Genomic DNA, 26,329 nt, shown 5'->3' on the forward strand with positions numbered 1-26,329 from the left:
AATGCATTTATTGAGCACCGAAATCAAGCAATTGATTATTGATTCGCTCAATCTTGAAGGCATGACGCCGGATGAGATTGACACACAGGCGCCTTTGTTCGGCGAAGGATTAGGACTGGATTCCATTGATGCGTTGGAATTGGGGCTGGCGTTGAAAAACCGCTATGGCGTTGTGCTGTCGGCCGAAAGCGACGATATGCGTCAGCATTTTTATTCTGTGGAAACGTTGGCCGCGTTTGTTTCCGCACAGCGTAGCAAATAAGGGGTTTTCATGGATAAGCAGCAGATTTTTGTAGAGGTTCAGACGCTGATGGCGAAGCTGTTTGAGCTTGATGCCCAGGATATTACGCCGCAGTCCGGCCTGTATGACGAGCTGGATCTGGACAGCATCGACGCCGTAGACCTGGTGGTGCATCTGCAAAAGATCACCGGTGAGAAGATCAAACCGGAAATGTTCAAATCGGTGCGTACGGTACAAGACGTGGTCGATGCTATCGATCAATTGCTTAACCCTGGAAACTGATACAGGTGGCGCACGGTGAGACGCTGGCTGGCGCATAGTCGGACGCTGTTACAGGCGCTGACCTGGCTGCTGCTGGTGCTGTATCCGTTTGCGGTATGGTTTGGCGTCAGCCGCTGGGGTACGCAGCTGCTGGCGCCATTGCTGGCTTTACTCTTCACCCTGCGCCTGCTGTCGCTGCGCGGCGGATGGCGTCAGCATGGCGGTCTGGCGAAAATGTTGGCTCTGGTGGGCATCGTGCTGGCCGTGAGCAGTTGGTTGCTGGGGCAATCCCACTGGCTGCTGTACTACCCGGTGTTGGTCAGCCTGCTGTTGCTGGCGTTATTCGCCTATTCCTTGTGGTTTCCCCCGACGGTGGTCGAGCGGTTGGCGCGTCTGCGCGAACCGGCGCTGTCTGCCGCGGGCGTGGCTTATACGCGCCGGGTCACCCAGGTTTGGTGCGGGTTCTTTATTGTCAACGCCTCAATAGCATTAATCACCTGCCAACTGGGGGATATCAAGCTATGGACGTTATACAACGGCGGGATCAGTTACCTGCTGATGGGCGCCCTGATGGGGGGAGAATGGATCGCGAGACAAAGGGTAAAACGCCGCTGACCTTGCCGATGAGCCGCTGGTTGGCGCAGGAGCGAGCGCCTGATACCGTGGTCGCCTGGCGCGGTGAGCTGCGCATAACGCTGGCTCAGCTGCGTCGCGATGTCGCCGGGCTGTATCGCGAGCTTAACGCGTACAGGGAAAAGCGTTGGGCGCTCTGCTTCGATGACTGCTACCGTTTTACGGTCGCGTTGTTAGCGTCGCTGTACTGCGGCAAAGTGCCGATTATCTTCGGCCATCAGCGAGAAGCCATTTTGCAAGAGCAGCGCGCGGATTTTGATGCGTTGTTGAGTGATTTGCCGCTGATGCTTGGCGTACCGAGGCTGACGGTCGAAGAAGGCGCCGCAGGCAGTGTCGCGTTGCCGGACTGGCCGGATGCCGCCAGCCTGGTTCTCTATACCTCCGGTTCGACGGGGGAACCGCAGAAGGTACACAAGCCGGTCGCGGCGCTGGATGAAGAATGCGCGTTACTGGCAGCCCGCTGGTTGCCGCAGTTTCAGGGGCGCTGGATCGCGGCCTCCGTCTCTCATCAGCATTTATATGGCCTGAGCTTCCGGCTTTTTATGCCGATGGCCTGCGGCGTGCCGTTCGATGCGCAACTTACGGAATATCATGAACAACTGATTGCCAAACGTCAGGTGGGGCAGTTGCTGTTTATCAGCAGCCCGGCCTGGCTAACACGGCTGGACGCTGCGCTAAGCCCGCTGGATTGCGCGCTGGTGTTCTCCGCCGGCGGCCCGTTGCCGTTCGCAGAGGCGCAGCGCGCGCAGCATCTGCTGGGGACGTTACCGCTGGAGATTTATGGTGCGACGGAAACCGGCATTATCGGCTGGCGGCAGCAGCATCAGCCAGAGACGGCGTGGCGCCTGTTTGACGGCGTCACCCTGCAGGTTGATGCGCAGGGGCTGCCGCAGATTGACTCACCGCTGCTGGATGCGCCGCTGTCGCTGAATGATATTTTGCAACCGGCGGCGGATACGCGTTATTTTCACCTGCTGGGGCGCAGCGACCGCATTATTAAAATCGAAGAAAAGCGCCTGTCGCTGACTGAAGTGGAACGACGCTTGCGGGCGCTGCCGGCCGTCAGCGATGCGGCGGTATTGCCGTTACGGCGTAAAGGGCGCATCAGCCTGGGGGCGGTGATTGTCCTGTCGGCACAGGGCCGCGCCGAACGGCAGACGCTGTCGGAAGGTCTGTTCACCCGGCGTTTACATCAGGCGCTGCGCCCGTGGCTGGAGCCGGTGGCGCTGCCGCGCAGCTGGCGGATTGTCACGGCGATCCCGCGCAATCCGCAGGGGAAACGCGCCTACGCTGAATTACAGGAACTCTTTTTATGATGCATCCCGAGGTGCTGCAACAGCAGACAACGGATACGACCCACGCCACGGTGACGATGCGGCTGCCCGCAGAGCTGTCGTGGTTTCGCGGTCATTTCCCCCGGCACCCTATCTTGCCCGGCGTGGCGCAGGTTAACTGGGCGATGCAGTTCGCCGCCGCGCTGTTGCCGATTGACGGTGATTTCTGCGGTATGGAAGTGCTGAAGTTTCAGCGGCCGATTCTGCCGCTGGAGACGGTGACGCTGTTGCTGGAGTGGCAGCCGGCCCGGCAGAAACTGCTGTTCAGCTATCGCGTCGGTGAGGTTATCGCCAGCAGCGGGAAGATTGCACTATGCCGCTAAATCGTGAGTTTCTGCCCTGCCTGATCGTCCCCTGTTTTAATCACGGCGCGATGATGGCCGGTGTCCTGGAGCAACTGGCGGCCTATCAACTGCCGTGCCTGGTGATTGACGACGGCAGCGATGCCGAGACGGCGACGGAATTACAGCGTCTGGCGGCGCAGTGGCCGTGGATGACGCTGCAGCGGCTGGAACAAAACCGCGGTAAAGGCGGCGCGGTAAGCGCCGGCCTGCAACTGGCACAGCAGCGTGGCTTCAGCCATGCGCTGCAGCTGGACGCCGACGGCCAGCATCAATTAAGCGATATTCCAGCCATGCTGGATGAGGCCCGCCGTTATCCGCATACGCTGATCTCCGGCCGCCCGGTATACGATGAATCGGTACCGAAGGCGCGACTGTATGGCCGCTATATCACCCACTTTTGGGTATGGCTGGAAACGCTCTCCTTTTCTCTGCAGGACAGCATGTGCGGCTTTCGCGTCTATCCGCTGGCAGAAACGCTGGCGCTGCTGAACAGCCGCCGGCTGGGGCAGCGCATGGATTTCGATACTGAAGTGATGGTGCGCCTGTATTGGCGCGGCGTACCCAGCCGCTTTTTACCGACCCGCGTGATCTATCCGGCGGGCGGCATTTCCCACTTCGACGCGCTGCGTGACAACCTGCGTATTTCCTGGATGCATACCCGGTTGTTTATCGGCATGCTGCCGCGCATTCCGCGTTTATTACGCCAGCGCCGGCGGCAGGCGGAACCGCAGCACTGGTCGGCGGCGCGTGAGCGCCAGGGGCTGTGGGGCATTCGCCTGATGCTCAGGGTGTACAAGCTGTTCGGCCGCCGGGCGTTTCAGCTGCTGCTGTATCCGGTGGCCGGCTATTTCTGGCTGACCGGACGCGCGCAGCGCCGGGCATCGCGCGATTATTTACAGCGCCTGCGGCGTTTTGCGCAGCAGCGTCAACAGCCGTTACCGCAGCCGCTGAACAGCTTTCGCCACTTTATGCGTTTTGGCGATGCCATGCTGGATAAGCTGGCCAGCTGGCAGGGCGATCTGCAGGGAATCCGGCTGATGGATCGCCAGCGTTGTCGGCAGCAGATCGACTCGGGCAAAGGCACGCTGATTCTGGCATCGCACCTTGGCGATATCGAATCGTGCCGCGCGTTGGGCGAATTGGGCGACGCGGTCAAGGTCAATGCGCTGGTGTTTACCAAACACGCCGAACGCTTTAACCAGGTGATGCAAGAGGTAAATCCGCGCGCCAACCTGAACCTGATCCAGGTTTCCTCACTGGGACCGGAAACGGCCATGCGGCTGATGGATAAGCTGAACGCCGGCGAATGGGTGGCCATCGTCGGCGACCGCACCTCCGCCGGACAGTACCAGCGCGGCGAACAGCCGCGCGTAGTCTGGAGCGACTTTCTCGGCCAGGCGGCGCCTTTTCCCCAGGGGCCGTTCGTGCTGGCCGCGGCGCTGCGCTGCCCGGTCTTTCTGATGTTCGGCCTTAAACAGCAGGGCGAGCTGCGGGTCTACTTTGAACCCTTCGCCGACCCGCTGCCTCTGCCGCGCGGCGATCGGCAGCGGGCGCTGCAGCAGGCGGTGGATCGCTATGCGGCTCGGCTGGAGCACTATTGCCTGCAGGCACCGCTCGACTGGTTTAATTTTTTCGATTTCTGGCACTTGGCGGCCACGCCGCTTGCACGACAGGAGCCTGAGGTATGAATCTGCAAGACGATCCGCGTTTTTCCGTACGGGTGGAGATGACCGTGCCGTTCCACGACGTTGATGCGATGGGCGTAGTCTGGCACGGCAACTATTTTCGCTACTTTGAAGTGGCGCGCGAAGCGCTGCTGAAACAGTTCGACTATGGCTATCGGCAGATGCAGGCTTCCGGCTATATCTGGCCGATCGTGGATACGCGGGTGAAATATATCGCGCCGCTGCGTTTTGAACAGCGGGTGATTGTCTGCGCGATGCTGCAGGAGTATGAGAATCGCCTGCGTATCGGCTATCAGATCCTGGATGCGGAAAGCGGCCAGCGTACTACCAGCGGTTACACCATTCAGGTGGCGGTGGAGGCGAGCAGCCAGGAGATGTGCTTTGCTGCGCCGCAGGTGCTGTTGGACAAGCTGGAGGGTAAGCGATGAAAAAGTGGCTCTTGCTGACGCTGTGCTTGTTTGCCGTGGGGGCGCAGGCCGTCACGCTGCCGCAGCTGCAACAGCGCTTCAGCCAGCAGGCGGTGCTGCGCGCCGAATTTGAGCAACAGCGCAGCATCAGCGGCATGGCCAAGCCGCTGTACTCAGGCGGCGAGTTGCTGATCTCCCAGCAGAAAGGGCTGTGGTGGGCGCAGCAGCGCCCCTTCCCGCTGACGCTGTTGCTGGATGACAAGCGCATGGTGCAAACCGTGGGCGGGCAGGCGCCGCAGGTGATAACGGCGGAAAATAACCCGCAGATGTTTCAGTTCAACCATCTGCTGAGCGCGCTATTTCATGCGGACGGTCAGGCGTTGGAGCAAAACTTTACCCTGCAGTTCAGCGATCGGGGTGATGAAAACTGGCGCCTGGTGCTGACGCCGAAAACCACGCCGCTGGACAAGCTGTTTACCCGCATCACGCTCAACGGCGCCCAATTCCTGAACACCATCGATATCGATGATAAACAAAACGACGCCACCCATATTCGCTTCTTTAATCAGCGTACCGTGCCGGCGACGCTGACCGCCGAGGAGCTGCAACGTTTTGCGCCCTAATATTCACCGCCGCCTGGCTTATGGCTGGCTGGTGGTTTGCCTGTCGCTGATCGCGGCGCTGTGCGTACTGGCGCCGCGCAGCCAGATTAACAGCAGCGTGCTGGCGCTGTTGCCGCACGCCTCGCCGTCCCAGGTGCCGAAGGCGCTGGCGGACGGTTTCAGCCAGCGTTTGGATCGCCAGCTGATGTGGCTGGTCAGCCCGGCGCCGGGGCAGGATGACGCCGCGGTGACCTGGTGGTATCAGCAGTTGCAGGCGCAGCCGGCGCTGCAGCAGGTCGCCGGCCCGCTGGATGCCGGGCGTCAGCAGCAGTGGGGGCAGTTCTTTTATCAGCACCGCAACGCGTTGCTGGATGACGCAACCCGCCAGCGCTTGCAGCAGGGCGCGGAGGCGCAAAGCCAATGGATCCTCGGCCAGCTCTATTCGGCGTTCGCCGGGGTCAGCGGCAAGGAACTGACGCACGATCCGCTGCTGTTGGTGCGGGGCGCGCAGCTGGCGCAGCAGCAAAACGGCGGCGCGCTGCATCTGCAGGACGGCTGGCTGACGGCGCAGGATCGGCAGGGGCGCAGCTGGTACCTGCTGCATGGCGAATTACGCGCTTCTTCTTACGATATGCGCAGCGCGCGGCAGATGGTAGAGACGTTGAACGGACTGCAACAGCAGCTGCAGCAGCGTTTTCCGGGCAGTGAGGTGTTAAAGCGCGGCGCGCTGTATTACAGCGATTATGCCAGCCAGCAGGCTGAGCACGATATTTCCACCATCGGACTGGCCTCTGTAGCCGGCGTATTTCTACTGGTGCTGCTGATGTTCCGCTCGCCGCTGCCGTTGCTGCTGTGTGCGCTGTCGATCGGCGTCGGCGCGCTGGCGGGAACGGTTGCCACCTTGCTGGCGTTCGGCGAAGTTCATCTGATGACGCTGGTGCTGAGCATCAGCATCGTCGGCATTTCTGCCGACTATACGTTGTATTTCCTCAGTGAGCGCATGGTGCATGGCCGGCAGTCGACGCCGTTGCAGAGCCTGCGTAAGTTGCTGCCGGCGCTGTCGATGGCGCTGCTGACGACGGTGGTGGCCTATCTGGCGCTGTTAATCGCCCCGTTCCCGGGCTTACAGCAATTGGCGGTGTTCGCCGCCGTGGGACTGAGCGCGGCGTGCATGACGGTGATCTGCTGGTACCCGCAGCTGTCACGGCGTCTGCCGGTGCGCAGCGCGCCGGGGCTGACGCTGATAATGCGCTGGCTGCGGGCCTGGCGTCGGCCGCTGCTGCGTTTTGGTCTGCCCGGAGCGATCGCCGTGGTGGTGGTCGTGGGCATCAGTCAACTGCGTGTTGACGATGATATTGGTCAGCTGCAGTCGCTGCCCGCCGGGCTGCAGCAGCAAGAACGGCAGATCGCCGCCTTGACCGGGCAGCATAACGATCAGAAATGGCTGGTGATATACGGGCAGAATGCGCAGCAGACGCTGCAGCGGCTGGAAATGTTGCGGCCTAAACTGCAGCAGGCGCAGCGGCAGGGGCTGCTGGGTGATTATCGCCTGCTGCCGCTGCCTTCTCTGCGTCAGCAGCATGCAGACGCGGCGCTGCTGGCGCACGTGGCCCCGCAGGTGACGGCGCAGCTGCAGCAGGCCGGCGTCGCGGTCGTTCAGCCCGATCTGCAGGCGCGCTGGGTGAAGCCGGAGCAATGGTTAACCAGCGTGGTCAGCGAAGGGTGGCGGCTATTATGGCTGTCGCTGCCGGACGGTCGCAGCGCGGCGCTGGTTCCCGTCAGCGGCGTGCAGGACAGCGCCGCGATGCTGAAGCTGGCGCAGCAGGTGCCGGGCGGCGGCTGGATCGACCGCAAAACGGAGTTCAGCGAACTGTTTGGCCACTACCGGCTGTATCTGTCCTACCTGCTGATGCTCTCGGTGGCGGCGATTGCGGCTATCTATCTGTGGCGCTTCGGCATCCGCCACGCGCTGCGCTGCATGGTGCCGACCCTGCTGTCGCTGGGCGGCGGCATTGCGGCGCTGGCGCTGAGCGGCCATACGCTGAATCTGTTTTCGCTGCTGGCGCTGGTGCTGGTGCTGGGGATTGGTATCAACTACACGCTGTTTTTCACCAATCCGCGCGGGACGCCGACCACCTCGATGTTTGCCATTTTTATGGCGGTGTTCACCACGCAGCTGACCTTCGGCATGCTGGTATTCAGCCATACGCAGGCGATCGCCAGTTTTGGCATCGTCCTGAGCGGCGGCATTGCGGTGGCGTTTTTGCTGGCGCCGCTGACCCTGAGAAAAACGTTAAGAGGTAATGTCTGATGCGCGGCCTATTGCTCCCGCTCGTGCTGCTTGGCGCGCTGCTGACCGGCTGTGCCGGTTCATCTTCCGCGCCCGATGCGCCCAGCGCCTGGCTGAAGCCCGGCACACGGGTTGCCCTGCCGCCGCCGACGTTGGCGCAGCCGTTCAGCCAGCAGCAGTTGCTGAACGCGCAGGTAAAAGGACAACGGCACACGATGATGGTGCTGTTGAACGCCGACGGTCAGCGTCTGACGCTGGTGGGCATGTCGCCGCTGGGTATTCGTCTGTTTAATCTGGTTTATGATGAACAGGGTATCCGCAGTCAGCAGTTTATCAAGCTGGGTGAGCTGCCGCCGGCCGCCCAGGTGCTGGCGGATATTATGCTGAGCTACTGGCCGCAGGCGCAGTGGCAGGCTCAACTGCCGACGGGCTGGCGGCTGGAGGATCGCGGCGATCGCCGTCGTCTGTATGACGATCGCGGGGCGTTGATCAGTGAGATCCGCTACCAGACGAGTGCGCGCCGCCAGCCGGTATCCATCAGTCAGTCGGCGTTCCACTACCGGATCGCCATTGAGAATCTGGATGAATAAGCGATGATTTATTTCTCCGCATTGGGCATGGTCAGCGCCCTGGGCACAACTCTGGCGCAAACCGCGCATAATCTGCGTTCGGGTCATGCGCCGGGCATGCAGCCGCAAACCCAGTGGCTTCTGGGCGATGAGCCGTCATGGTATGGCGCGGTGGAAGACAGCTTGCCGGCGGTGCCGGCGACGTTGCGCCGTCATGATTCGCGCAATAACCGCCTGCTGCTGGCGGCGTTGGCGCAGATTGCGCCGCAGGTTGAGGACGCGATAGTGCGCTACGGCGCGGATCGCGTGGCGGTGATCCTCGGCACCAGCACCTCGGGGATCCACGAAGGAGAGCTGGGGCTGCAGTATTACCAGCAGCACGGCGTCTGGCCGCCGGGCTATGATTATGCCCAGCAAGAGCTGGGCGATCCGGCTCAGTTTCTTGGCGCGCTGCTTGGCGTACAGGGGCCGGCGTATACGCTGTCGACCGCCTGTTCTTCCAGCGCGCGGGCGATCATCAGCGGTAAACGGCTGATCGACGCCGGGCTGGTGGATGCGGCGATTGTCGGCGGCGCCGATAGCCTGTGCCGGATGGCGATTAATGGTTTCCGCAGCCTGGAGTCGCTGTCGGCAACGCGCTGTACGCCGTTTGCCCAAGGGCGCAGCGGCATCAATATCGGCGAAGGCGCGGCGCTGATCCTTCTGAGCTCAGAGCCGGCGCCGGTGGCGCTGCTGGGCGTGGGCGAATCGTCCGACGCCTGGCATATGTCGGCGCCGCATCCGCAGGGGCTGGGGGCGGAACGGGCGATGGCGATGGCGCTACAGAGCGCCGGGCTGCAGCCGCAGGATATTGGCTACATCAATCTGCACGGCACCGCGACCCGCTTGAATGACGCGATGGAAGCGCAGGTGGTGCAGCGTATCTTTGGCTCCGCCACGCCGTGCAGTTCGACCAAACATCTGACCGGCCATACGCTGGGCGCCGCCGGCGCGGTGGAGGCCGGGCTGAGCTGGCTGCTGCTGACGGAAGATCTGCCGCTGCCGGCGCAGGATTTCAGCCAGGCACCGCGCGATGACGAGCTGGCGGCGATCGATCTGCTGACCGCGCCGCAGGCGCTGACGCGGCGGACGATTTTATCGAATTCATTTGCTTTTGGCGGCAATAATGCCTGCCTGCTGTTAGGAGCGCTGCCATGAGTGGTTATCAGGCTGCTGAATACTATTTGCCGCATGCGGCGCCGATGGTGCTGTTGGAGCGGGTCATCAGCGTGGATAAAGAGGGCGCCTGCTGCGCGGTCAGCGTCTGCGATCGCGGCGTGCTGGCGCCATTTCTCGACGCACAGGGCGCACTGCCCGCCTGGTATGCGGTCGAACTGATGGCGCAAACCATCGGCGTCTGGAGCGGCTGGCACGGGCGCCAGTCCGGCCGGCCGCCGGCGCTGGGCATGCTGTTGGGCGGCCGCGCCATTCACTGCGAGCAGCCGGCGTTTGCCGCCGGCAGTGAGCTGGTGGTCAGCGCCCGGCTGCTGTTTCAGGATGAGAAGCTGGCCTGTTTCGAATGCGCGCTGACGCTGAATGGGCGGCAGGTTGCACACGGCAGACTTAATACCTACCAGCCCGACCAACAGGAAATTACTCAACTCACCAATCCAGGGGGCAACGCATGACGCGTTCCGTTTTAGTTACCGGCGCCAGCAAAGGAATCGGGCAGGCGATCGCCTGCCGTCTGGCGGCCGATGGTTTTTATGTGGTGGTGCACTATCACCGCGACAGGGCCGGCGCAGAACAGACGCTGCAGCACATTACGGCGGCCGGCGGTCAGGGGCGGCTGATTCAGTTTGACATCAGCGACCGCGCCCAGTGCCGCGAGCGGCTGGAGCAGGACATCGAGCGCCACGGCGCCTACTACGGCGTGGTGAATAACGCCGGCATCACCCGTGACGGCGCGTTTCCGGCGCTGAGCGACGGGGACTGGGACGGCGTGATCCACACCAATCTCGACAGTTTTTATAACGTGCTGCATCCGTGCGTGATGCCGATGATCGGTCTGCGCAAAGGCGGGCGGATTATCGCACTGTCGTCGGTGTCCGGTGTGATGGGCAACCGCGGGCAGGTCAACTACAGCGCCGCCAAGGCGGGGGTGATCGGCGCCTGCAAGGCGCTGGCGATTGAACTGGCGAAGCGCAAAATCACCGTTAACTGCATTGCTCCCGGGCTGATTGATACCGGCATGATTGATATGGAGCCACTGGCGCGGGATGAGGCGATGCGCGCCATTCCGTTAAAACGGATGGGCACGGCGGAGGAGGTTGCCGGGCTGGCCAGCTACCTGATGTCAGATATTGCCGGCTATGTGACGCGGCAGGTGATTTCCATTAACGGAGGCATGGTATGACGCAGCGGGTGGTGATCACCGGCATGGCGGGCATCACCGCCTTCGGCAACGACTGGCAGCAGATTGACGCGCGTCTGCGGCAGGGGAAAAGCGCGGTGCGCTATATGGCTCAGTGGGAAGCGTATCGGGGGCTGAATGCGCGGTTGGGCGCGCCGGTAGAGGACTTTACCTTGCCGGAGCACTACACGCGTAAACGCATTCGCTCCATGGGGCGGGTGTCGCTGCTGGCGACCCGCGCCACCGAGCTGGCGCTCGGACAGGCGGGCCTGCTGGAGGACGCGGTGCTGACCAGCGGCGCGACCGGCATCGCCTACGGTTCGTCGAGCGGCAGCACCGACTCGGTGAGCGAGTTCGCCACCATGCTGACCGAAAAGCACACCCACAATATTACCGGCACCACCTATGTGCGGATGATGCCGCACACCGCCGCGGTCAACACCGGCCTGTTCTTCGGCCTGCGCGGCCGGGTGATCCCGACCTCCAGCGCCTGCACCTCCGGCAGCCAGGCGATTGGCTATGCCTATGAGAGCATCCGCCACGGTTACCAAACGGTGATGGTGGCGGGGGGGGCGGAGGAGCTGTGCCCGTCAGAGGCGGCGGTGTTCGATACCCTGTTCGCCACCAGCCAGCAGAATCAGCGGCCGGATTTGACGCCGCGACCGTTTGACCGTCAGCGCGACGGGCTGGTGATCGGCGAAGGCGCGGCGACGCTGATCCTCGAATCGCTGGAACATGCGCAGGCGCGTGGCGCGACGATTTACGGCGAGATTGTCGGCTTTGCCACCAACTGCGACGCCGCACATATTACTCAGCCGCAGCGTGAAACCATGCAGATCTGCATTCAGCAGGCGCTGGATGCCGCCGGTCTGACGGCCGCGGATATCGGTTATATCAGCGCGCACGGCACGGCTACCGATCGGGGCGATATTGCCGAGAGTCTGGCGACCGCGGCGATCTACGGCAACCGTACGCCAATTTCGTCGATGAAAAGTTATTTCGGCCATACGCTGGGCGCCTGCGGTGCGCTGGAAGCCTGGCTGGCGCTGGAGATGATGCGCGACGGTCGGTTTGCACCGACGATTAACCTGAGCGAGCCGGACAGCGCCTGCGGCGATCTGGACTACATCATGGGGGATTACCGCGCCATTGAGACCGAATTTGTTCAGTCGAACAATTTCGCCTTCGGCGGCATTAACACCTCGCTGGTTCTGCGCCGCTGGCCGTAGCCATATCCGAGCGGAACCGCCGCTCATCATGACGCAGGCGCCGTAAGGCGCCTGTTTTATGGCTGAACCGGGCCGAGACGTGCGCTGATAAAATCGATAAAGCTGCGCAGCCGGTTACTGACCGCGCTGTCGCTGTAGTACACCGCATTTATCGGCATGGCGAGCGGCAGCGTCTGCTCGGTCAGGATCGGCACCAGATCGCCGCGCTTTACGTCTTCCCCAATCATAAAGTCGGACAGGCAGGCGATGCCGTTGCCATACAGGCACAGATGGCGATGGGTTTCACCGCTGTTGCTGGTCAGCCCCGGTTCGATCTCCAGTTGACGGCCGTCGGCGCAGGAGAGCGGCCAGCGGTTGAGCGCCACCAGATCGTTAAAGCCGATGCAGCAGTGCTGATGCAGCTCCTCCACGGTGGTCGGCGTGCCGTATTTTTCCAGATAGGCCGGCGAGGCCAGCACCTGACGGTAGCTGTTCATCAGTTTGCGCGCCTTCAGGCTGGAGTCGGTGAGTTCCCCCACGCGAATGGCGATATCCACCTTGCGTTCGATCAGATTGATAAAGGTTTCCGACGAGACCAGCGACAGCGACATGTCGGGATACAGCGTGCGGAACTCGGCCACCAGCGGCGTCAGGACATGCAGCACCACCGGCGTGGCGGCATCGACGCGCAGCAGCCCCTGCGGCCGCTGGCGGCTCTCCATCAGCGTATTTTCCGCCGCCGCCATCTCTGTCAGCACCTTCTGCACCTGGCGGAAATAGCTTTCTCCTTCCTGCGTCAGACTGATTTGCCGGGTGGTGCGGTTGAGCAGGGTCACCCCCAGCTTGTTTTCCAGTTTTTTTACCGTGCGGCTCACCACGGAGTTGGCCTGGCCCAGGCGCTCCGCCGCGCGGCTGAAACTGCCGTTTTCCACCACCGTGACAAAGGTGATCAGTTCATCCGAATTCGCTTTCATTGTTGCTCCGCTAGCAAGGCTGACTTAAAACTTTGAGCATTTTTATCAGTTAAGCATAAAGGGGATAACGGGCGTCATCAATCTGAACCGGCGTGGCGGGAACTGAATGCGGCAGCAAATAAGCGACTATCTTTACAGACGTGGGACGCCTTTATGATTGAAAACCCGCAGCGTCGCCCCTATAACATTTAAGGTTATGCAGCGGAAAGCCTAACAAGCGGGCAGGAGCGGCGTATAATCAATTCATTGTTGGCGGGAATAATTACCGCCCTTTCATCCAACGGGAAATAGGCGAATAGCGTGCCGAAACGAACTTACGCCATGCGGTATGTCGCAGGCCAGCCAGTAGAACGCATTTTCCCTGGCACCCACAATGCCCCGTTGCCGCCGGGCGCCGCGTTGCCTACCGGCGGCGCGCTGCGGGTGATGGTCTGGAATATCTTCAAGCAGCAGCGCGCCGACTGGCTGTCGGTGCTGAAAAGCTTTGGCAAAGACGCGCAGCTGGTACTGTTACAGGAGGCGCAAACCACGCCGGAGCTGGTGCAGTTCGCCACGTCGAACTATCTGGCGGCCGATCAGGTGCCGGCTTTTTCCCTGCCGCAACATCCCTCCGGCGTGATGACGCTGGCGGCGGCGCACCCGGTGTATTGTTGCCCGCTGCGTGAAAAAGAGCCGCTGCTGCGTCTGGCGAAATCGGCGCTGATTACCGTCTATCCGTTATTTAACGATGAATTGCTGATGGTGGTGAACATCCATGCGGTGAACTTCAGCCTGGGCGTGGACGTTTACAGTAAACAGCTGGGGCCGATTGGCGAACAGATTGCCAGCCATCAGGGGCCGGTGATTATGGCGGGGGATTTTAACGCTTGGAGCCGCAGGCGCATCAATGCGCTGTATCAGTTTGCCAGCGATATGGCGCTGCGCGAGGTGAACTTTACTGACGATCATCGGCGCAAAGCCTTTGGCCGTCCGCTGGATTTTGTGTTCTACCGCGATTTGGGCGTGGCGGAGGCGTCGGTATTGGTGACGCGCGCTTCGGATCATAATCCGCTGCTGGTGGAGTTCCAGCCGGCGCGTTAGTCTTCTGGCGGCAGGCAATAAAAAAGCACCTCGAAAGGTGCTTTTTTACGTTTACGCGCGGTCAGGTATCCGGCGAGGCATTGTTGTCCACAAACAACGTCAGCGTCAGGCCCGGCTGCAAGCTGCTGTTCTTGCGTTCGAGCGCGCTGTTCCAGCGCATCACGTCGTTAATTTCAACGCCGTGACGACGCGCAATGCTGGCCAGCGAGTCACCTTTGCGTACGCGGTAGGTGATGCTGCTGTTACTGCCGCCATTGCGGGCTACCTGCAGCGTTTGTCCAACCTTCAGCGTGCTTTTGCTGCGCAGGTTGTTCCAGCTCTGCAGATCGCTGGTGCTGAGGTTCAGCCGCTGGGCAATGCCCGATAAGGTGTCGCCGGAGCGCACTTTATAGGTACTGCCGCCGGTCAGGCCGCTGTTTTTCGCCAACTGGGTGGTTGGCTGTGTCACGGCAACCTCGCGGTTAGCCAGCGACCCTTTCAGCTGATCGGCATGCCCTTGGGGAACCATGATGTAATGAGGCCCGTTAGGCGCGGTCACACCTTTTTTGTAACCCGGATTAAACGCCTTAATCTTGGTCAGCGACAGCCCGGACAGCTCGGCCGCCTGGGTCAGACGCATCTGCTGGCCGACGTCGATACGCGCCAGCGCCCGGCTTTCATCCGTTTTCGGCAAACGCACGCCATACTTTTTGCTGTGCTTGATAATCTCGCTCAGCGCCAGCATTTTCGGGACATAGATTGACGTTTCACGCGGAAGCGACAATGCCCAGAAGTTGGTCGGTTTACCCTGGCGGCGGTTCGCCTTGACGGCGCGCATCACGCGACCTTCGCCGCTGTTATAGGCGGCAACGGTCAGCAGCCAGTCTCCCTTAAACATGCGGTTCAGGTATTCCATCATGTTCAGCGCCGCCGTGGTTGAGGCGACGACGTCACGACGTCCGTCATACCATTTGTTGTTCTTTAAACCATAGTTACGACCCGTTTGCGGCACGATCTGCCAAAGCCCTGCGGCGTTGGCGCTCGAGGTCGCGTGTGGGTCAAAAGCGCTCTCCACTATGGGTAGCAGTACCAGTTCCATCGGCATATTGCGTTTTTTAATCTGCTCGACTATCCAGTACATGTACGGCTCAGCCCGTAATGTTACATCGTGGAGATAGCTCTTACTTTTTAAATACTTTCTTTTTTGTTCACGGATCCGGGAGTTTTCCGGAACCTCCATCTTCAGCTCGTCGCTAATGAAGTTCCACAGATCTTGCTGCTGGGCGCTGTTGCCGTTTTTATTCAGCCACTGCGCCGAGCTCGCTCGACTATTTGCTGTGTACTTTCCTGCTTCACTTTCTTGACCTGCCGAAGACAAACTCTGTGCATGCTGTTCTGGAGCCGGCGCGTCCTGCTTGGACGACTGGCAACCAACAAGCAAGACTGAGGCGAGTAATATCGCTTTAGCCTTCATGTGTGTGTCAATGTGGTTGCTTAAAAGACGAGCAATAATACTGTGCTTCGCCAATCAACACAACCAAAAGCTTCAAAAGGTATCCTTCCGGCGGCGTAATTCGGAAAAAGCCGAATCAAGGTCGTCCGGTGGAGAGTTAAAGCCTAATTCTTTTTGTAAATCAGTGTCATGGCAACGTAAGAATACGTTTATTTTTCGCTCTAATTGCAGGGTTGTCGGCAGGCTGGGTTGGCCTTTTGCCCGTAATGCCTCAACCTGTTGCTGATATGTTTCTATTTGTCGATCTTGCGGCAGAATAGCCCGTGCAAACTTAAGATTTGCCAGCGTATATTCATGAGCGCAGCAAATTAAGGTGTTATCGGGAAGTTGCATGAATTGTTGCAATGAGTGGTACATCTGCTCTGCGGTGCCTTCAAATAAACGTCCGCAGCCGGCGGAAAACAGCGTATCGCCGCAGAACAGATAAGGAGCGCTGTAAAAGGCGATATGGCCCAGCGTATGGCCGGGAACCGCCATCACCTGATAGTTTCTGCCACCGACATCGATCGTATCACCGCCTTTAACCACCTGCGTCGCGCCTTTATCGGCGGTTTCCTGCGGGCCGTATACCGGCAGGGCCGGATATTGCGCGACAATTTGCGCGACGCCGCCCACGTGGTCGTGGTGATGATGGGTCAGCAGGATGGCGTCCGGCGTCAGCTGCAGGCGCTGCAATGCCGCCAGCACCGGCGGCGCCTCGCCCGGGTCGACAATGACGCAGCGGCCTTGCTGGTCGTCTAATAACCAAATGTAATTGTCCTGGAAGGCAGGAATGCTGATAAGATTCATGGGACACCTCTCGTTGGCAACGGCTTGAAAGAAGATAATAAATCATGAAACCAGCCCACACTCTACAAAAGCTTCATAGTCCGCAGTCGTGGGCCGAGTTGCCATGGGGGGAATATTATCGTGCAGCGCTGGAGCAGCAGTTGCAACCCTGGTGGCCGAAACTGTTTGGTTTTCATCTGTTGAAAATCGGTAGCCTGAGCGCGGAGCTGACCACTGACAAGTGCGCTATCTCCCACCAGGTCAACGTGGGGATGAGCGGCGCGGCGCTCCAGGTGCGCGCCGACGTCTACCAACTGCCGTTTGCCGCCAAGTCGGTGGATGCCTGCCTGCTGGCCCACAGCCTGCCCTACGCCGACGATCCGCACCGTATGCTGCGTGAGGTGGACCGCATTCTGGTTGATGACGGCTGGCTGGTGATCAGCGCCTTTAACCCGTTCAGCCTGCTGGGGCTGGCAAAACTGGTGCCGCGGCTGCGTCAGCGCCAGCCGTACGCCAGCCGCATGTTCACACAGATGCGGCTGTTGGACTGGCTGAGCCTGTTGAATTATGAAGTGCTTTGTCAGACGCGCTTCCACGTGTTGCCGTGGCATCGCAAAGGGGGGCAGTTTCTCAGCACGCATCTGCCGGCGCTGGGCTGTATGAGCTTGATAGTGGCGCGTAAGCGCACCTTGCCGCTGACGCCGACGCCGCTGAGAATGGGGGCGCGTAAACCGTCCCTTGGCCGCGCGGTCGGCGCGACCAAGAGCTACCGCAAACTGCCGTAATCAGGCGTCCGGCTGATAGCCGCTGTCTTCCTGAGTCGGGTTGCCGGCCGCCTCGCGCGCCAGCACGTCGCAGCGTTCATTCTCCGGATGGCCCGCATGGCCCTTGACCCATTCCCACTGCACGGTATGGCGGGCGATCGCCAGATCCAGCCGTTGCCACAGATCGACATTCTTGACCGGCTTTTTGTCGGCGGTTTTCCAGCCGCGCTTTTTCCAGTTGTGGATCCACTGGGTGATCCCCTGACGGACGTACTGGCTGTCGGTGCTGAGCACCACCGCACAGGGGGCGGTCAGGGTTTCCAGCGCGACAATCGCCGCCATCAGCTCCATGCGGTTGTTGGTGGTGAGCCGATAGCCGGCGCTGAGGCTTTTTTCCGTCTGCTTGTAGCGCAAAATAGCGCCGTAACCACCGGGGCCGGGGTTGCCAAGGCATGAGCCGTCGGTGAAAATTTCTACCTGTTTGAGCATCTCTGGTAGACTCTTCCTAATTAGGTTTTAAAAGCCAAGTCTGACATAAACGAGCGCGATGAGCACTGCAATATGATCACTACACCAACCAGACAGATCGTTCTTGATACCGAAACCACCGGTATGAACAAGCTAGGGGTTCACTATGAAGGGCACCGCATCATCGAAATCGGTGCGGTAGAGGTGATCAACCGGCGTTTGACCGGCCGCCACTATCATGTGTATGTCAAACCCGATCGGCTGGTGGATCCGGAAGCCTACGGCGTTCACGGCATCAGCGATGAATTCCTGGCCGACAAGCCCACCTTCGATCAGATTGCCGACGAGTTTCTCGACTTTATCCGCGGCGGCGAACTCGTTATTCATAACGCATCGTTCGATATCGGCTTTATGGATCACGAATTCCGCATGCTGCAGCGGGATATCCCGAATACCGATACCTTCTGTACCATCACCGATAGCCTGATGATGGCGCGCCGCCTGTTCCCGGGCAAGCGCAACAACCTGGATGCCTTGTGCAGCCGCTACGAAATCGACAACAGCAAGCGTACGCTGCACGGCGCATTGCTCGATGCCGAGATCCTGGCGGAAGTCTATCTGGCGATGACCGGCGGCCAGACCTCGATGGCGTTCCAGATGGAAGGAGATACCCAGCAGAGCGACTCGGTGCAGGAGGTGCAGCGTATCGTGCGTCCGGCTAATGCGATGAAAGTGGTGTACGCCAGCGATGAAGAGCTGGTTGCCCATGAGGCGCGCCTGGATCTGGTGGCGAAAAAGGGCGGCGGCAACTGCCTGTGGCGCGTAGAATAACGGCGTTTCGCGGCGAAAAAAAGCGCAATAAAATCACTCGCTTGTCCGGTTAGCTGAAAAACTGTGCAAACGGCGTTTTTCCCGAAAAAAAGGCGTTGACGGAATGCGCGCTCATCCGTAATATTCGCGTCGTTCCCCCGCAAGAGGGAACGACGCGGAGCGGTAGTTCAGTTGGTTAGAATACCTGCCTGTCACGCAGGGGGTCGCGGGTTCGAGCCCCGTCCGTTCCGCCACTATTCAGGCCCGATGTTATTAACAAATAACATCGGGCCTTTTCGTTTCTGCGATTCAGCGCATCCTGCGCCGCGCGGTGTGCGCAGCGTCGGGTTCAGCGCGTCAGCAGCCAGCGGGCGCTGTGCTCGTCGGTCACCAGCCCATTGATCCAGCCGCCTTTCAGCGCCGCCAGTATCGCCGGCCGTTTATCTTCACCGCAGGCTGCGGCGATGCGCGGGCAATCGCTGCGGCGGATATCGTAGCTGGTATTGCGCCGGTTGATCGCACAGTCGAGCACTTCCCCGTCACCGTCGATAAAGCGCCCCAGAATTTCACCGACCCCACCGAGAGCGGTCAGCTCGGCGAGCTGCGGCTGGTCGATAAAGCCGTCTTTGAAGATCGGGCTTTGCGTGCCCAATGCGCCGATGCCGACAAAGATCACGTCCGAGTTTTCCGCCACCGCCGAGACGTTGCGGTACAGCCGGCTGCCGCTCCACATGGCGTGTTCCTGCGTGGTTTGCGCGTAGCGCGGTGCGGGCCATTGGTAGTACTTCGCCTGGATTTTCCGCGCCAGCAGCAGCGGCACATCGTCGTAATAGTTACACTCGCCGTTTTCGTTCATGGCGCTGATCAGGGCGACGCAGCGGGCGTTCTGGCTGCTGAAGTCGATGCGGTGGATGGTTTTTTTCAGCGTCAACCCGGAGCCGATGCCGATCACCTTGGCCTCGGCGTCACGCAGGTAGCGCGCCATGATTTGCTGGCAGCCGAAAGAGACGCTGTCCAGCGTTCCCTCGCCGCCGTAAGCCGGCACCACGTTACACTCCAGCAGGCGATATTTTTCCTGCAGCAGCTGCGCATAGTCCAGACAGTTGGCCACCGGGTGATGCAGCCCGATCGAGACAATGCCTTCTTCCTTTGCCGCCGCGATCAGCCGTTGCACTACCGGCCGTGATGTGCCGAGCTGGCTGGCGATTTCGCTCTGGTTAAGACCGGCGATGTAGTACATCCACGCGGCGCGGACCTTTTGATCCAGCCGGATATCATCTTCTTTACTCACGAACTTTGCCTCAGGTAAAAGCCGCACGCCCGCCCCCGGTAGCGGCGTCATGCGCGCGGGGGAGCCTCTGCCAGCGCGCTGTCCGCATGTGAATGAAAGCGGAAAAGCGCCTGTCGGAATAAGGCCTTCATTGTGTCGTCAGCTATGTCTTCAGGCAAGTTATTTGCTCACTATTGGTCATATGTAATTTTATTGGTCTTTTGCTCTTTTGTGATCCATGGCTCTTATTCAACTCAAATGATCATCTACAGTGGGCGGCATAACCGTACTGGGGAGTTGAATCATGAACAACGATCAAAACACGTGGCTGCATATCGGTCTGGGATCTTTTCACCGCGCGCATCAGGCGTGGTATCTGCACCGTCTGATCGCCGGCGGTGACCGGCGCTGGCATATTGCCGCCGGCAATATCCGTAATGATGCGGAACAGGTGGTGCAGGCGCTGGCGGCGCAAGACGGGCGCTATGTGCTGGAAACCGTCAGCCCGGACGGCGAGCGCGAGTATGAAGAGATTACTTCGATTCAGACGCTGTTGCCGTGGCAGCCGGATCTGCAGCCGCTGATTGAGGAGGGCGCCCGGCCGCAGACGAAGGTGATCGCGTTTACCGTGACCGAAGGCGGCTACTACCTGAATACCCGCCACAAACTGGACGTGGAGAATGCCGATTTGGCGGCCGACCTGAACGGCGACTGCAAAACCATTTACGGCGCGATTACCAAAATTCTGGAACAGCGGATGGCGCAGAATGCCGGGCCGTTAACGCTGCTGAGCTGCGACAACGTGCGCCACAACGGCGATCGCTTCCACGACGGGCTGACGGAATTCCTGCAGCTGACCGGCAAAAGCGCGGTCAGCGACTGGCTGGCGGCCAACGCCAGCTGTCCGAATACCATGGTTGACCGCATCACGCCGCGTCCGGCGGCGGATCTGCCGGCGCGCATCAAGGCGCAAACCGGGATCGACGATCAAGCGCCGGTGATGGGGGAGAGCTTTATCCAGTGGGTGGTGGAAGACAATTTCCGCGCCGGATGCCCGGACTTGGCCGCCGTGGGCGTGGAGCTGGTGGAATCGGTGATCCCTTACGAAGAGGCGAAAATCCGCATTCTTAACGCTTCGCACAGCTGCATCGCCTGGGCCGGTACGCTGCTCGGTCAGCAATATATCCATGAGAGTACGCTGACCGCCGCGGTTTACGCCATTGCCGACCGCTATGTCACACAGGACGTGATCCCAAGCTTAGGGGACAACGGCATCGATCTGCCCACCTACCGCGACGTGGTGCTCAAGCGTTTCACCAATCCCCATATTCAGGATACCAACCAGCGGGTGGCGGCGGACGGCTTCTCCAAGATCCCGGCGATGATTGCACCTACCCTGCAGGAGTGCTACCAGCGCGGCGCGCGGCCGGAGGCCACCGCCATGCTGCCGGCGCTGTTCTTTGTCTTTATGGAGCGATGGCATCAGGGGGGGCTGCCGTACGACTATCAGGACGGCATTCTCAATGCGCCGGCGGTGCATGCGATGTTCGAATCGGACGATCCGATCGCCGCCTATGCGCAGGACAGCGCGCTGTTTGGCGAACTGACGCAGCGGGCGGATTTTGTCGCGCTGCTGCGCGAGAAGATTGCTGCGGTTTACGCGCTGATTAACTGAGGGGCGGCTATGTATTTAGGCATCGATCTTGGCACATCCGAAGTCAAGGCGCTGATCGTGGATGAAAATGGCGCGATTGTCGCCAGCCACAGCGCGCCGCTGACCATCCAGCGGCCGCAGCCGCATTGGTCGGAACAAGCGCCGCAGGCCTGGTGGGAAGCGACGGACTATCTGATGGCCACGCTGCGTGAAAAGTGCGGCCAGCACTGGTCAGCCATCAAGGCGATAGGGCTGTCCGGGCAGATGCACGGCGCGGTGTTGCTGGATGACAACGATGAGGTTATTCGGCCGGCTATTTTGTGGAACGACACCCGCAGCGCGCAGGAGTGCGTGGAACTGGAAGACATCGCGCCGGAACTGCATCAGGTGGCCGGCAATCTGGCCATGCCGGGCTTCACCGCGCCGAAGCTGCTGTGGGTGCGCCGCCATGAACCGGACAATTTTGCCCGCATCGCGACGGTACTGCTGCCGAAGGATTATCTGCGCTACCAAATGACCGGTAAAAAAATCTCCGATATGTCGGACGCGGCCGGCACGCTGTGGCTGGACGTGGCGCGCCGCGACTGGTCGGACGCGCTGTTGGATAAGTGCGGCCTGTCGCGGCGTCATATGCCGGCGCTGGTGGAAGGCTGTGAGGTTTCCGCCACGCTGGAGCCGCAGCTGGCCGCGCGCTGGGGGCTGAACCCATCGGTGCTGGTGGCCGGCGGCGGCGGTGATAACGCCGTCAGCGCCATCGGCGTCGGCGCGGTGTCGCCGGGCGATGCGTTTATTTCGCTGGGCACCTCCGGCGTGCTGTTTGTGGTGACGGAGGCTTACCGGCCGGCGCCGCAGTCGGCGGTGCACGCTTTTTGTCACGTGCTGCCGAATCTGTGGCACCAGATGAGCGTGATGCTCAGCGCCGCCAGCTGTCTGCAGTGGTTCTGCCGGCTGGTGGGGGTCACGGAAAACGCGCTGCTGGAGGAGATCGCCCAGCTGAGCGAGGAAGAAAAAGCCGCCGCGCCGCTGTTTCTGCCGTACCTGTCCGGCGAACGCACGCCGCATAACGACCCGGATGCGGGCGGCATGTTCTGGGGGCTGAACCATGCCAGCCAGCGCGCATTGATGGGCTACGCGGTGCTGGAAGGCGTGAGCTTCGGCATGGCGGACGGACTGCGGGTGCTGCAGGAGAGCGGCACCCGTATCGAACAGTGTTCGCTGGTGGGCGGAGGCGCCCGCAGCCCGTTCTGGGCGCAGCTGCTGGCAGACATCCTGAATTTGCCGGTGGTGACGCATAAAGGCGGCGAAACCGGCGGCGCGCTGGGCGCGGCGCGTCTGGCCTGCCTGGCGGCCGGCAAGCCGCTGGCGGCGGTGTGTGAAAAGCCGGAAATCTTCCGCACCTGGCGGCCGGAGGCGGCGCGCCATCAGCGGCTGATGACGCGCTATGCGCAGTTCAATGCGCTGTATGTCAACGACCTGAATTACCGTAAGCACTGATTTTAATAACAATAATACATCGCGGCCGCTCGCAGGGCGGCCCTCGGTACCCTGAAAACGAGGTCATTATGTCGGTAAACAACAAACAGTGGCTCGGACTGCCCCTGAACCTGATATGGGGATATATCGCCATTGCGGTCTTTATGACCGGCGACGGTTTCGAGCTGGCCTTCCTGTCGCACTACATTAAAGAGCTGGGCTTTACGCCGGCGCAGGCCTCTTTCGCCTTCACCCTTTACGGGCTGGCGGCGGCGCTGGCCGCCTGGATCTCCGGCGTGGTGGCGGAGATTATCACTCCGCAGAAAACCATGATGATCGGCTTTGTCATGTGGTGCATTTTCCACGTGCTGTTCCTGGTGTTCGGCCTGGGCGATGCCAACTATCCGCTGATTCTGCTGTTTTACGGCATTCGCGGCCTGGCCTATCCGCTGTTCTTGTACGCCTTTATCGTCGCCATCGTGCATAACGTGCCGAGCGACAGGGCGAGCTCGGCGCTGGGCTGGTTCTGGGCGGTGTATTCCATCGGCATCGGCGTGCTCGGCAGCTATATTCCGAGCTTTACCATTCCGCAGATCGGTGAGTTGGGCACCCTGTGGCTGGCGCTGGTGTTCTGTGTGATCGGCGGCATTATCTCGATGGTGGCGCTGCGCAATACCGAAACGCCGCGCCATATGCGCAACCTCACCACCCGCGAGAAGTTCGGCGAACTGAGCCGCGCGGTGACGCTGCTGTACACCAACCGCAGCATTCTGCTCTCCAGCATGGTGCGCATTATCAACACGCTGTCGCTGTTCGGCTTTGCGGTCATTATGCCGCTGATGTTCGTCGATGAGCTGGGCTTCACCACGCCGGAGTGGCTGCAGGTATGGGCGGTGTTCTTCTTTACCACCATTTTCTCCAACGTATTCTGGGGCATTGTGGCGGAGAAGATGGGCTGGATGAAGGTGGTGCGCTGGTTCGGCTGCGTGGGCATGGCGCTCTCCAGTCTGGCGTTTTACTACATCCCGCAGCATTTCGGCCATAACTTCGCCATGGCGTTGATTCCGGCGGTTGCCCTGGGGATCTTCGTCGCGGCGTTCGTGCCGATGGCGGCGGTGTTCCCGGCGCTGGAGCCGAAGCATAAAGGCGCGGCGATTTCGGTGTATAACCTGTCCGCCGGCATGTCGAACTTCCTGGCGCCGGCGATTGCGGTGGTGCTGCTGCCGTACTTCAGCACCATCGGCGTGGTGGTGGCGTACACGGCGCTGTATGTGCTGGCGTTTTTCCTCTGTCCGCTGATTCGCGTCGAGCAGCCGGGAATTGGCCGGCAGACAAGCGGCGAGGGCGAAACCGCCGGGATATCGTCATAAGGGAAAAGCGGGGGCGCGGCGCGCCCCCGTTCGGGCAGGGATCAGAACAGTACCGAGTAGTTCAGACCAAAGGTGCGGCCGCGGCCTTTGTAGCTATACAGCTCAGGCGCGCCGTAGGTCGGGCTGTACAGGTACGGCGCCCGCTGGCCCCAGGTGGTGGTGTAGTCTTTGTCCAGCAGGTTCTCGATGCTGAAGCTGATTTTCCCCACCGGCAGCATGTAGCTGCCCAGGAAATCGACGGTGTTATAGCCGTCGATTTTTTTACCGTCGGCATCGGAGACGTCAAAGGTCTGCTGCGACTGCATGCGCAGGTTCCAGTCGCCCGGCGCCCAGGCGACGTAAGCGGTGGCTTTTGACGGGCTGGCGGTATCGACCGTCAGTTTCTCCCACTTGCCGTCAACCTTGGTCTGCGACTTGATCAGGTTGAAGGTTGCGCCGGTGCTCCATTCGCCGTCGTCGAAGAAGTAATCCACCGCCCCTTCCACGCCGTAAATCCGGCGCTTATCGTCGTCGAGGTTGATGGTCATATCGGTCTTGTTGATCGAAATGGTCTTGTCGGACAGCGAGTAGTAAGCCGCCACCTGCGTGCGCAGGTTATCGCCGGTGTAGCGCCAGCCCAGCTCGTAAGCGTTGACCTTGATGCCGTCGAGCTTGGAGTCATTGACGTTGACGCTGTTTTTCAGCTGATAGTGGCCATTAACCAGATCATAGTTGCCAGAACCGTAGTATTTGGCGATATCCGGGATCTCGAAGCCCTGCGAGAAGTTGAACCACAGCTGCTGGCGTTCGGTCAGATGCGCCAGCAGGCCGGCGTTGAACAGCGCGTTGTTGTAGCTGGTTTTACCGCCCGGCACGGCGTCGGCGGAGTTGGCCAAGCCGTTGGCGATGCCCTGCTGCTGCGCGTAGCCGACGAAATCATCCACCTTGTTCTCGGTGTACTGATAGCGCACGCCGCCGCTCAGGGTGAAGATTGGGTTGATGTCGTAGCTGGCCTGCAGGAACGGCGCCAGGTTGGTGGTGGTGTAGCTGGGGTAACGGCCGACGTTGTAGCTGTTCTCCAGGTGCATGCCGCCGGACTGCTTCGCCTTATCCAGATCGAAGAACTGCTGGTTGGCGTTAAAGCTTTCATGCTCGGCGTCGACGCCGTAGGTCAGCGTCAGGCCGTCGACCGGCTTGCTGTTCAGCGTCAGCTTGCCGCCGTAGAAGTCGGTTTTCTGCTGCGACGCGCCGATGCTGGTGACGTCGCCCTGTTTGCTCAGGGTCGGGAACGGGTAGAAGGTCAGCGACTCATCGCGGTAATAGACCTGCGCCACCAGATCCTGGCCCCAGAAATCGGTGTTGGAGTACTGCAGGTTGATCAGATGACGTTCGGTGCCGGGAATACGGTCGGAGTCGAGATTGCCGCTGTTGGAGGCGGTGCCGTTGCCGGTGACCGCCGAGAAATTCTCTCCCAGATACAGGCCGTGGTCGCCGTCGGACTGGCTTTTGTAATATTGGGTGGTCAGCTGCAGCTGCTGGTGGTCGTCAATATTCAGGGTGCCGGTGCCCATCACGTCGATGCGGTCGGAATATTGCAGGCCGGTTTGGGTATTGTCGATCAATACCTCTTTGCCCTTGCCGTCATACCAGCCGCCGTAGCGCTGATAGGAGACCGACAGGCGCCCGGAGGCGTGTTCGTTACCGCCGCTGACCGCCGCCGCCACGTTTTCATCGTGGTCGTTATGGCCGCCGAAGCCGGTTTTGCCGCCGATTTGCAGCTCCACCTGTTTTTCCTGCTGGCCTTTTTTGGTGACGATATTCACCAGGCCGCCGGTGCTGCCGCCGCCGAACAGCGACGTAGCGCCGGAGATCACTTCAATATGGTCGATATTGAACGGGTCGATCGAATCGAGCTGACGGCTGTCGGTGCGCGAGGAGTTCTGGCGCACGCCGTCAATCATTACCAGCATCGAACGGCCGCGCATGTTCATGCCGTAGTTGGTGCGCCCCTGGCTGCTGACGTCCATCCCCGGGATCAGCTGGGCGAGGATCTCTTTGATCTCTTTGCCGCCCTGCACCTGCTGTTCAATTTCCTGGCTTTCAATCACCCAGGTTGTCTGCGCCATTTCCGTCGCGCTGCGGTGCATACGGTTGGCGGAAACGACCAACTGGTCTTCATTTTTTTGATCGTCCGCCCAAGCGGTCGGCGCCAGCATGGCCAGCAGGCAGGGATTCAGTATCCAGAGGTGCTTGCGTTTCAT

Annotated in this window: 26 protein-coding genes and 1 tRNA gene; 21 read left to right on the forward strand and 6 right to left on the reverse strand. The window is 60.6% G+C overall.

The genetic code is table 11. The features are described from left to right. Position 1: 1 nt before the first annotated feature. Genes TAN611_RS04495 through TAN611_RS04560 form a run of 14 tightly spaced genes read left to right on the forward strand, consistent with a single transcriptional unit; the run spans position 2 to position 11,987 of the window. On the forward strand, positions 2 to 262 hold the full coding sequence (locus TAN611_RS04495; RefSeq protein WP_105229882.1) for a phosphopantetheine-binding protein: 261 nt from the start codon (positions 2 to 4) through the stop codon (positions 260 to 262). A 9-nt stretch (positions 263 to 271) separates the two neighbouring features. After that, positions 272 to 523: an acyl carrier protein gene (locus TAN611_RS04500; RefSeq protein ID WP_105229883.1), complete on the forward strand. Its 252-nt coding sequence runs from the start codon at positions 272 to 274 to the stop codon at positions 521 to 523. A 15-nt stretch (positions 524 to 538) separates the two neighbouring features. After that, complete coding sequence (locus tag TAN611_RS04505; RefSeq protein ID WP_197951321.1) at positions 539 to 1,117, forward strand: hypothetical protein; 579 nt, start codon at positions 539 to 541, stop codon at positions 1,115 to 1,117. Beyond that, positions 1,084 to 2,451: an AMP-binding protein gene (locus tag TAN611_RS04510; RefSeq protein WP_203067328.1), complete on the forward strand. Its 1,368-nt coding sequence runs from the start codon at positions 1,084 to 1,086 to the stop codon at positions 2,449 to 2,451. Before TAN611_RS04505 ends, TAN611_RS04510 begins: the two co-directional genes overlap by 34 nt. Beyond that, positions 2,448 to 2,792, forward strand: a complete 345-nt coding sequence (locus TAN611_RS04515) for a 3-hydroxyacyl-ACP dehydratase FabZ family protein (RefSeq protein ID WP_105229886.1) — start codon at positions 2,448 to 2,450, stop codon at positions 2,790 to 2,792. The genes TAN611_RS04510 and TAN611_RS04515 overlap by 4 nt, the downstream gene beginning before the upstream one ends. Beyond that, positions 2,783 to 4,501, forward strand: coding sequence for a glycosyltransferase (locus TAN611_RS04520; RefSeq protein ID WP_203067329.1), 1,719 nt, complete (start codon positions 2,783 to 2,785; stop codon positions 4,499 to 4,501). The genes TAN611_RS04515 and TAN611_RS04520 overlap by 10 nt, the downstream gene beginning before the upstream one ends. Continuing rightward, the gene (locus tag TAN611_RS04525; RefSeq protein WP_105229888.1) at positions 4,498 to 4,926 is read left to right on the forward strand and encodes a thioesterase family protein; all 429 of its coding nucleotides are present in this window, start codon (positions 4,498 to 4,500) and stop codon (positions 4,924 to 4,926) included. The genes TAN611_RS04520 and TAN611_RS04525 overlap by 4 nt, the downstream gene beginning before the upstream one ends. Beyond that, a complete protein-coding gene (locus tag TAN611_RS04530; protein ID WP_203067330.1) occupies positions 4,923 to 5,528 on the forward strand; it encodes an outer membrane lipoprotein carrier protein LolA in 606 nt (201 codons plus the stop codon). The genes TAN611_RS04525 and TAN611_RS04530 overlap by 4 nt, the downstream gene beginning before the upstream one ends. Beyond that, on the forward strand, positions 5,518 to 7,818 hold the full coding sequence (locus TAN611_RS04535; RefSeq protein WP_203067331.1) for an MMPL family transporter: 2,301 nt from the start codon (positions 5,518 to 5,520) through the stop codon (positions 7,816 to 7,818). The genes TAN611_RS04530 and TAN611_RS04535 overlap by 11 nt, the downstream gene beginning before the upstream one ends. Continuing rightward, positions 7,818 to 8,387 carry a DUF3261 domain-containing protein gene (locus tag TAN611_RS04540; protein ID WP_160028224.1) on the forward strand — a complete coding sequence of 190 codons (570 nt, stop codon included), beginning with the start codon at positions 7,818 to 7,820 and terminating at the stop codon, positions 8,385 to 8,387. The genes TAN611_RS04535 and TAN611_RS04540 overlap by 1 nt, the downstream gene beginning before the upstream one ends. 3 nt (positions 8,388 to 8,390) lie before the next feature. Then, positions 8,391 to 9,563, forward strand: coding sequence for a beta-ketoacyl-[acyl-carrier-protein] synthase family protein (locus TAN611_RS04545; protein WP_203067332.1), 1,173 nt, complete (start codon positions 8,391 to 8,393; stop codon positions 9,561 to 9,563). Continuing rightward, positions 9,560 to 10,033: a 3-hydroxy-fatty acyl-ACP dehydratase gene (locus TAN611_RS04550; RefSeq protein ID WP_105229893.1), complete on the forward strand. Its 474-nt coding sequence runs from the start codon at positions 9,560 to 9,562 to the stop codon at positions 10,031 to 10,033. Before TAN611_RS04545 ends, TAN611_RS04550 begins: the two co-directional genes overlap by 4 nt. Further along, positions 10,030 to 10,761, forward strand: coding sequence for a 3-ketoacyl-ACP reductase FabG2 (locus tag TAN611_RS04555; RefSeq protein WP_203067333.1), 732 nt, complete (start codon positions 10,030 to 10,032; stop codon positions 10,759 to 10,761). The genes TAN611_RS04550 and TAN611_RS04555 overlap by 4 nt, the downstream gene beginning before the upstream one ends. Further along, positions 10,758 to 11,987, forward strand: coding sequence for a beta-ketoacyl-ACP synthase (locus TAN611_RS04560; RefSeq protein WP_105229895.1), 1,230 nt, complete (start codon positions 10,758 to 10,760; stop codon positions 11,985 to 11,987). Before TAN611_RS04555 ends, TAN611_RS04560 begins: the two co-directional genes overlap by 4 nt. A gap of 56 nt (positions 11,988 to 12,043) precedes the next feature. On the opposite strand, the gene yafC is transcribed toward TAN611_RS04560, so the two are convergent. Beyond that, positions 12,044 to 12,940, reverse strand: coding sequence for a DNA-binding transcriptional regulator YafC (gene yafC, locus TAN611_RS04565; RefSeq protein ID WP_111737681.1), 897 nt, complete (start codon positions 12,938 to 12,940; stop codon positions 12,044 to 12,046). A 321-nt stretch (positions 12,941 to 13,261) separates the two neighbouring features. Here yafC and TAN611_RS04570 point away from each other — a divergent pair, with 321 nt between their 5' ends. Then, the gene (locus TAN611_RS04570) at positions 13,262 to 14,020 is read left to right on the forward strand and encodes an endonuclease/exonuclease/phosphatase family protein (RefSeq protein ID WP_238404508.1); all 759 of its coding nucleotides are present in this window, start codon (positions 13,262 to 13,264) and stop codon (positions 14,018 to 14,020) included. Positions 14,021 to 14,081: 61 nt separating this feature from the next. Here TAN611_RS04570 and mltD read toward each other — a convergent pair whose 3' ends face one another. Next, on the reverse strand, positions 14,082 to 15,473 hold the full coding sequence (gene mltD / locus TAN611_RS04575; RefSeq protein WP_105229898.1) for a murein transglycosylase D: 1,392 nt from the start codon (positions 15,471 to 15,473) through the stop codon (positions 14,082 to 14,084). Between the two features lie 72 nt (positions 15,474 to 15,545). Then, complete coding sequence (gene gloB / locus TAN611_RS04580; RefSeq protein ID WP_203067334.1) at positions 15,546 to 16,301, reverse strand: hydroxyacylglutathione hydrolase; 756 nt, start codon at positions 16,299 to 16,301, stop codon at positions 15,546 to 15,548. Between the two features lie 44 nt (positions 16,302 to 16,345). Between gloB and TAN611_RS04585 the strand changes: the two genes are divergently transcribed. Next, positions 16,346 to 17,065, forward strand: a complete 720-nt coding sequence (locus TAN611_RS04585) for a class I SAM-dependent methyltransferase (RefSeq protein WP_105229900.1) — start codon at positions 16,346 to 16,348, stop codon at positions 17,063 to 17,065. On the opposite strand, the gene rnhA is transcribed toward TAN611_RS04585, so the two are convergent. Further along, complete coding sequence (gene rnhA, locus TAN611_RS04590; RefSeq protein ID WP_015671062.1) at positions 17,066 to 17,533, reverse strand: ribonuclease HI; 468 nt, start codon at positions 17,531 to 17,533, stop codon at positions 17,066 to 17,068. 72 nt (positions 17,534 to 17,605) lie between these two features. Here rnhA and dnaQ point away from each other — a divergent pair, with 72 nt between their 5' ends. Further along, positions 17,606 to 18,343 (forward strand): DNA polymerase III subunit epsilon, encoded by a 738-nt coding sequence (gene dnaQ, locus TAN611_RS04595; protein ID WP_105229901.1) that lies wholly within the window; start codon positions 17,606 to 17,608, stop codon positions 18,341 to 18,343. Between the two features lie 156 nt (positions 18,344 to 18,499). After that, positions 18,500 to 18,576 (forward strand) — tRNA-Asp (locus TAN611_RS04600). A 95-nt stretch (positions 18,577 to 18,671) separates the two neighbouring features. Here TAN611_RS04600 and TAN611_RS04605 read toward each other — a convergent pair. Next, positions 18,672 to 19,613, reverse strand: coding sequence for a sugar-binding transcriptional regulator (locus tag TAN611_RS04605; protein ID WP_111737679.1), 942 nt, complete (start codon positions 19,611 to 19,613; stop codon positions 18,672 to 18,674). A 283-nt stretch (positions 19,614 to 19,896) separates the two neighbouring features. Between TAN611_RS04605 and dalD the strand changes: the two genes are divergently transcribed. From dalD to TAN611_RS04620, 3 genes are all read left to right on the forward strand, one after another. Continuing rightward, positions 19,897 to 21,267 carry a D-arabinitol 4-dehydrogenase gene (gene dalD / locus TAN611_RS04610; protein WP_105229903.1) on the forward strand — a complete coding sequence of 457 codons (1,371 nt, stop codon included), beginning with the start codon at positions 19,897 to 19,899 and terminating at the stop codon, positions 21,265 to 21,267. 9 nt (positions 21,268 to 21,276) lie between these two features. Next, positions 21,277 to 22,740, forward strand: a complete 1,464-nt coding sequence (gene xylB / locus TAN611_RS04615) for a xylulokinase (RefSeq protein ID WP_105229904.1) — start codon at positions 21,277 to 21,279, stop codon at positions 22,738 to 22,740. A gap of 68 nt (positions 22,741 to 22,808) precedes the next feature. Then, positions 22,809 to 24,089 carry an RbtT/DalT/CsbX family MFS transporter gene (locus TAN611_RS04620; RefSeq protein WP_105229905.1) on the forward strand — a complete coding sequence of 427 codons (1,281 nt, stop codon included), beginning with the start codon at positions 22,809 to 22,811 and terminating at the stop codon, positions 24,087 to 24,089. Positions 24,090 to 24,130: 41 nt separating this feature from the next. On the opposite strand, the gene TAN611_RS04625 is transcribed toward TAN611_RS04620, so the two are convergent. Beyond that, positions 24,131 to 26,329, reverse strand: a complete 2,199-nt coding sequence (locus TAN611_RS04625; RefSeq protein WP_187043578.1) for a TonB-dependent siderophore receptor — start codon at positions 26,327 to 26,329, stop codon at positions 24,131 to 24,133.

Origin of the sequence: Serratia sp. Tan611, assembly GCF_905188235.1 — a bacterium.
Taxonomy (GTDB): domain Bacteria; phylum Pseudomonadota; class Gammaproteobacteria; order Enterobacterales; family Enterobacteriaceae; genus Serratia_B; species Serratia_B rhizosphaerae.

Coding starts and splice junctions, on each gene's coding strand:
- TAN611_RS04495 (WP_105229882.1), top strand. CDS start 2: ATGCATTTATTGAGCACCGAAATCAAGCAATTGATTATTGATTCGCTC.
- TAN611_RS04500 (WP_105229883.1), top strand. CDS start 272: ATGGATAAGCAGCAGATTTTTGTAGAGGTTCAGACGCTGATGGCGAAG.
- TAN611_RS04510 (WP_203067328.1), top strand. CDS start 1,084: ATGGATCGCGAGACAAAGGGTAAAACGCCGCTGACCTTGCCGATGAGC.
- TAN611_RS04515 (WP_105229886.1), top strand. CDS start 2,448: ATGATGCATCCCGAGGTGCTGCAACAGCAGACAACGGATACGACCCAC.
- TAN611_RS04520 (WP_203067329.1), top strand. CDS start 2,783: ATGCCGCTAAATCGTGAGTTTCTGCCCTGCCTGATCGTCCCCTGTTTT.
- TAN611_RS04525 (WP_105229888.1), top strand. CDS start 4,498: ATGAATCTGCAAGACGATCCGCGTTTTTCCGTACGGGTGGAGATGACC.
- TAN611_RS04530 (WP_203067330.1), top strand. CDS start 4,923: ATGAAAAAGTGGCTCTTGCTGACGCTGTGCTTGTTTGCCGTGGGGGCG.
- TAN611_RS04540 (WP_160028224.1), top strand. CDS start 7,818: ATGCGCGGCCTATTGCTCCCGCTCGTGCTGCTTGGCGCGCTGCTGACC.
- TAN611_RS04545 (WP_203067332.1), top strand. CDS start 8,391: ATGATTTATTTCTCCGCATTGGGCATGGTCAGCGCCCTGGGCACAACT.
- TAN611_RS04550 (WP_105229893.1), top strand. CDS start 9,560: ATGAGTGGTTATCAGGCTGCTGAATACTATTTGCCGCATGCGGCGCCG.
- TAN611_RS04555 (WP_203067333.1), top strand. CDS start 10,030: ATGACGCGTTCCGTTTTAGTTACCGGCGCCAGCAAAGGAATCGGGCAG.
- TAN611_RS04560 (WP_105229895.1), top strand. CDS start 10,758: ATGACGCAGCGGGTGGTGATCACCGGCATGGCGGGCATCACCGCCTTC.
- yafC (WP_111737681.1), bottom strand. CDS start 12,940: ATGAAAGCGAATTCGGATGAACTGATCACCTTTGTCACGGTGGTGGAA.
- TAN611_RS04570 (WP_238404508.1), top strand. CDS start 13,262: ATGCGGTATGTCGCAGGCCAGCCAGTAGAACGCATTTTCCCTGGCACC.
- mltD (WP_105229898.1), bottom strand. CDS start 15,473: ATGAAGGCTAAAGCGATATTACTCGCCTCAGTCTTGCTTGTTGGTTGC.
- gloB (WP_203067334.1), bottom strand. CDS start 16,301: ATGAATCTTATCAGCATTCCTGCCTTCCAGGACAATTACATTTGGTTA.
- TAN611_RS04585 (WP_105229900.1), top strand. CDS start 16,346: ATGAAACCAGCCCACACTCTACAAAAGCTTCATAGTCCGCAGTCGTGG.
- rnhA (WP_015671062.1), bottom strand. CDS start 17,533: ATGCTCAAACAGGTAGAAATTTTCACCGACGGCTCATGCCTTGGCAAC.
- dnaQ (WP_105229901.1), top strand. CDS start 17,606: ATGATCACTACACCAACCAGACAGATCGTTCTTGATACCGAAACCACC.
- dalD (WP_105229903.1), top strand. CDS start 19,897: ATGAACAACGATCAAAACACGTGGCTGCATATCGGTCTGGGATCTTTT.
- xylB (WP_105229904.1), top strand. CDS start 21,277: ATGTATTTAGGCATCGATCTTGGCACATCCGAAGTCAAGGCGCTGATC.
- TAN611_RS04620 (WP_105229905.1), top strand. CDS start 22,809: ATGTCGGTAAACAACAAACAGTGGCTCGGACTGCCCCTGAACCTGATA.
- TAN611_RS04625 (WP_187043578.1), bottom strand. CDS start 26,329: ATGAAACGCAAGCACCTCTGGATACTGAATCCCTGCCTGCTGGCCATG.